Origin of the sequence: Legionella santicrucis, from assembly GCF_001468135.1 — a bacterium.
In the GTDB taxonomy this organism is placed as follows: Bacteria; Pseudomonadota; Gammaproteobacteria; order Legionellales; family Legionellaceae; genus Legionella; species Legionella santicrucis.
Genome location: NZ_LNYU01000061.1, coordinates 1 through 4,842 on the forward strand (window position 1 = coordinate 1; position 4,842 = coordinate 4,842).

Here is a 4,842-nt window from a genome sequence, read left to right on the forward strand (position 1 = left end):
CATATCCATTGGATTCCCTCCCTAAAATTAAGAGCGGAATTCTAATGCTTTTTAGTCAGCCAGCAAGTCCCGTGCGTAACATGAGTGAGTATGTAAAATACTGCGAAGAAAAACGATGCATTGGTAAATATTGTATCAATGAACGAATGAGGCAGGTTGGTATTCTTCTGGATTTTGTTACAAGACAAGGAGTCCAGAATTTTGAGCAAATCGAACCACAACATTTATCTGCTTTTATTGGCTCACTATGGCGATTTAGCAACAAAACTGTTTCTAGGATTGTGTCGGATATTAGACAATTCTTAAGGTATTTATTTCTACGTGATATTATTACACGAGATATAAGCAAAGCACTCCCTGCTGTTCATGTTCCACGCGATGCCAAAATTCCCTCCACCTGGGATCGAGACCTAGTAGTTAAATTATTATCAGCTGTGGATCGCAGTTCTCCAAAAGGCAAAAGAGACTACGCCATTCTTTTGTTGGCTTGTCGATTAGGATTACGAACGGGCGATATCCGCGATTTAACTTTAGACCAAATTGATTGGGAAAAAGAAACTTTGTCCCTCACTCAATCTAAAACAAAACAACCATTAATCTTGCCTTTGACGGAGGAAGTAGGAAATGCGCTGATTGATTATATTCGATTTGGAAGACCTAAAACTCATTATCGAGAGATATTTTTACGATTAAGTCCCACTCATGTTCCTTTTAGTAAAGGTAATCATTTATACCAGGTTGTCAAATATTGGCGAGATTTAGCTGGTATTCAGTTTAGAAGGAAGCAACATCAAGGATTACATTCATTGAGACATAGTTTAGCGACTTTTCTCTTGGAGCAAGGTACTCCATTCCCTGTCATTTCTAATATCTTAGGCCATTCATCAATGACAAGTACGATGATTTACGCCAAATCCAGTGTCGAAATGTTACGCGAAGTAGCCATATCTTTAGAGGAGACAAGCCATGTTCAACTCAACTGATGATATTGACTATCAGAGTCCTATTGCGTTACTGATTAAACAATTTATCCAAGAAAAGCGCGCTTGTGGTCGTCAATACAAAGAAGCCCCCAAACTATTAAAGCAATTTGATCATTTTCTCTGTCAAAAAACACTTAAAGAAATAGCCTTGCCTGAGAGTTTGGTGTTGTGTTGGTTGGAGAAATTTCCAAAAGAGCAAGCCTCAACCCATCAGCGTCGTATTGGTTTGGTACGTCAACTGGGCAAGATGATGATTCGACTGGGTTATCCTGCTTATATAGTACCTGCCCCGTTTGGTTCACCAAGAAACCATACGTTCTTGCCCTATATTTTTACACGAGAAGAAATCAGCAAATTGATTCATGCAGCAGATCAAATCAAGCCATCTGCAAAAACACCATGGCGACATCTTGTAATGCCAGAAATTTTTCGATTGCTATACAGCTGTGGTTTTCGAGTAAGTGAAGTATTAAATTTGCGCCTAGGTGATGTAGATTTATCCCAAGGTGTCATTACAGTTCGAAAAGCAAAGCATGATAAAGATCGATTAGTGCCACCAGCACTGAATATGGTTGAACGATTGCGCATTTATTCTGAACAAATAGCCAGTATCTTATTAGAAAAGCAAACAGATGAGTCGTTCTTTTTTCCTTCGTCAGAACAAACAGCCTGGAGCATATCAGTGATTTATTTTCAATTTCGAATGCTTTTGTATCAATGCGGTATACCACATGCTGGACGAGGTAAGGGTCCCAGAGTTCACGATCTACGTCACACATTTGCTGTGCATCGGCTTATACAATGGTATGAGGAAGGTGCTGATCTAAATGCGAAATTACCTTTATTAGTTGCCTATCTCGGTCATCAAGATTTTACAGGGACGCAAAAGTATCTGCATTTAACTGCAGAGCTATTTCCTAATTTGACTGAACGTATGAACAAACAATTTGGTGGTGTTATACCGCACTGGAGATAATCATGAAACCTACAAATTTGTCCATTCATTTAACCCATTTTTTAACTGACTATATTGTTGGCAAACGTAACTTAAGCCCCAATCCGGTTAAAGCTTATCGGGATGTATTTATTTTACTCTTGCAATTTTGCAGAGATATCAAAGGGATTCCATTAGAAAAACTGAGTCTTGAACATATTGATATTATTTTAGTTGAATCCTTCCTGGAGTATCTTGAACAGCAACGCCATTGTAAAACTTATACAGTAAATCATCGTTTGACGACACTACATGCTTTCTTCCGCTATCTTCAAGCAGAATCACCTGAGCATTTATTTCAATGCCAAAAAATTTTATCAATACCATTACGGCGATTTGTCCGTAAAACAGTTGAATATCTTTCTAAAGAGCACCTGGCTGCACTACTGGCTCAACCTGATTTAAACACTCAAGAAGGTCGTCGGGATATAGTGTTATTGAGCGTACTCTATGATACAGGCGCTCGTGTACAGGAATTAATTGATATGTCTGTCGGTGATCTGAGATTGAAGAATCCTGCTCAACTCCGTATTTTTGGTAAAGGCAGAAAAGTACGTATCGTGCCATTGATGCAAAATACAGTAGAGCTTTTGCAAAATTATTTGCAGGAACGTCAGCTAATCACGCCTGATAAATTTTCACATCCATTGTTTACAAGTCACCATGATAACCGGTTATCACGTTCAGGAGTGCGTTATATCTTCCAGAAATATGCACAGCAAGTATGGCAACAACATTCTGAGTTTAATCAGTCAATCAGTCCACATAGTATGCGGCATACTAAAGGGATGCATTTGTTACAAGCCGGCATCTCACTGGATATTATTCGTGACTTCTTAGGTCACGTAGATATAAAAACCACAGAAATTTATGCCAAAGCAAACCTTGAAATGAAACGGGCTGCTCTTGAGAAGGTATCTCCAGCTCCAACACCTCAATTACCATCATGGAAGGAAAATAAGTCATTGCTAAAGTGGTTGCAATCATTATAAATCTAATCACACTAACATAGTTGTATTCAACAACTCTTGATTATTAAAATTATTATGTGCAGTGATTTTGAGAGTAAGTCTTGAAAAATAATGGAAAAGTAGTAGTACTGCACATAATATTCTACTAACCACAATAAGTTTTATGCGCTGCAACACATAAAATATATCTTGGGTAAAGACCCATTGGAACTATCATGCAAAAATGGTAGTCATCGCCTCAATGGGGATAAGGACAGATCTTTACTTTTCCCCCTTCCTTTATGAACAAGAAGCAAAAAACAAGATCTGCCCCCTTATCCCAGATTTCCTTCAATCCGCAACTTAAATGGAGAATAGCCTTTGAAAAAATGACCCTGTTTTAATGTTACCTTCTGGCTCGGCCTATTTGCGTTATACTAATATTATTATGAATATTAAAAAACGCCATCATTACTTGCCAAAAGTCTATTTGGAAGGATTTCCTAATCAAGAGGATGGAAGAATATGGACATATGATAAATTTAACCCATACAATCCTTGGTCTTCTAGTATTACTAATACCGCGTTTACAAATAAATTATATCATGTAAAAGATAGCGAACAAAATATAGACATAGTTGAGAATTATTTTGCAAATAATATCGAAGGTCCGGCTGCAACCCCATTGAAAATATTGCGAGAACAAAAATTTCCAGAGCTAGAAGGACGAAAAGCTTTGGCCGCCTTTTTCAGCCTCTTGATTGTTAGAACACCGGGATATCTTAAGCATATTGAGCAACAACACAGTCGTGATTTAACCCAGCAGTTAATGATAACTGCGAAGAATAAAGAATATTTCCATCAAACTTATAAAAAAGCAGGGATTAGAGAAAGCTATGACATAATTGAAAAAGATCGATTATCAATATTGAATGGAGAAGTCTCCGTAGCACTTCATAAAAATAGAATATTAGATATTATGTTAAAAATGAGCTTAACTATTGAAACATGTTTTTTAAATATGCATTGGGCTCTTATAAAAACCAATGAAGAATATCCATTTATTACCTCAGATAATCCATTTTTTTTAAATAATCCTAATATCTCACAAAATAGCTTTTATAAACCAGGTTTAGGTATGCCTGGGTCATGCGCATTTATACCTATTTCATCCTATCTGACACTAATGATGGTAAAACAAAAAGATTTTATTGATGAGCAAATTTTTAGTGTCGACCAAGAGCGGTACGATAGCAATGGAAATAAAATTAATATACCGCAGATAGTAGAAATGTTGAATGATGCTTTAGCTTTAAATTGTTATAAGTATATTTATTATTTTAAAAACTGCGATAAAATTAAAAAAATTTTAAAAACCCAATCCAGAATGGCCTAACTTTGATTTTCCATAGTAGTTCTAATAAGCTGCTTATATTCTTCTTCTATCAATGTTTTCCTAGCCACCGGATCAATGGGGTCAAATAGAGAACAAAATTGATAAACAGGCTAGAACAATTATCAGTCGTTAACTTGTTCACTCATGTATAAATATCACCAGAACTTATTTAGGTTAACAGGACTAATTATGTTACACCTCGCTAACAGAAACAGAATTAGCTGCTTTATATTTATCAAGCATTTCATTCTATAGTAGTTGAATATTAGATCTCGAAATAGGAATATTAATTGTATGACTGGATAAAAACCCAGCGAGATCACATGCATTGAAAATAACCCATCAAAATACTCCTTAATATCTCATGTTACGCACGGGACTTGCTGGCTGACTAAAAAGCATTAGAATTCCGCTCTTAATTTTAGGGAGGAAATCCAATGGATATGCTTGATCTTTATAGTGATTATTTGATATTCCAAAACAAATATGCGACAGCAACAGGGTTGTCTGATTTAGTTG

General features: G+C 36.3%; 4 protein-coding genes. All 4 read left to right on the forward strand.

What is annotated here, in order from left to right:
* On the forward strand, positions 1 to 983 hold a 983-nt coding region (locus Lsan_RS12410), incomplete at its 5' end, for a site-specific integrase (protein WP_058514556.1).
* Entirely contained in the window at positions 967 to 1,959 is a 993-nt protein-coding gene (locus tag Lsan_RS12415; protein ID WP_058514557.1) for a tyrosine-type recombinase/integrase, read from the forward strand. The genes Lsan_RS12410 and Lsan_RS12415, both read left to right, overlap by 17 nt.
* A gap of 2 nt (positions 1,960 to 1,961) precedes the next feature.
* On the forward strand, positions 1,962 to 2,969 hold the full coding sequence (locus Lsan_RS12420) for a site-specific integrase (protein ID WP_058514558.1): 1,008 nt from the start codon (positions 1,962 to 1,964) through the stop codon (positions 2,967 to 2,969).
* Positions 2,970 to 3,375: 406 nt separating this feature from the next.
* Positions 3,376 to 4,323 carry a DUF4238 domain-containing protein gene (locus Lsan_RS12425; protein ID WP_162265605.1) on the forward strand — a complete coding sequence of 316 codons (948 nt, stop codon included), beginning with the start codon at positions 3,376 to 3,378 and terminating at the stop codon, positions 4,321 to 4,323.
* Positions 4,324 to 4,842: the final 519 nt, after the last annotated feature.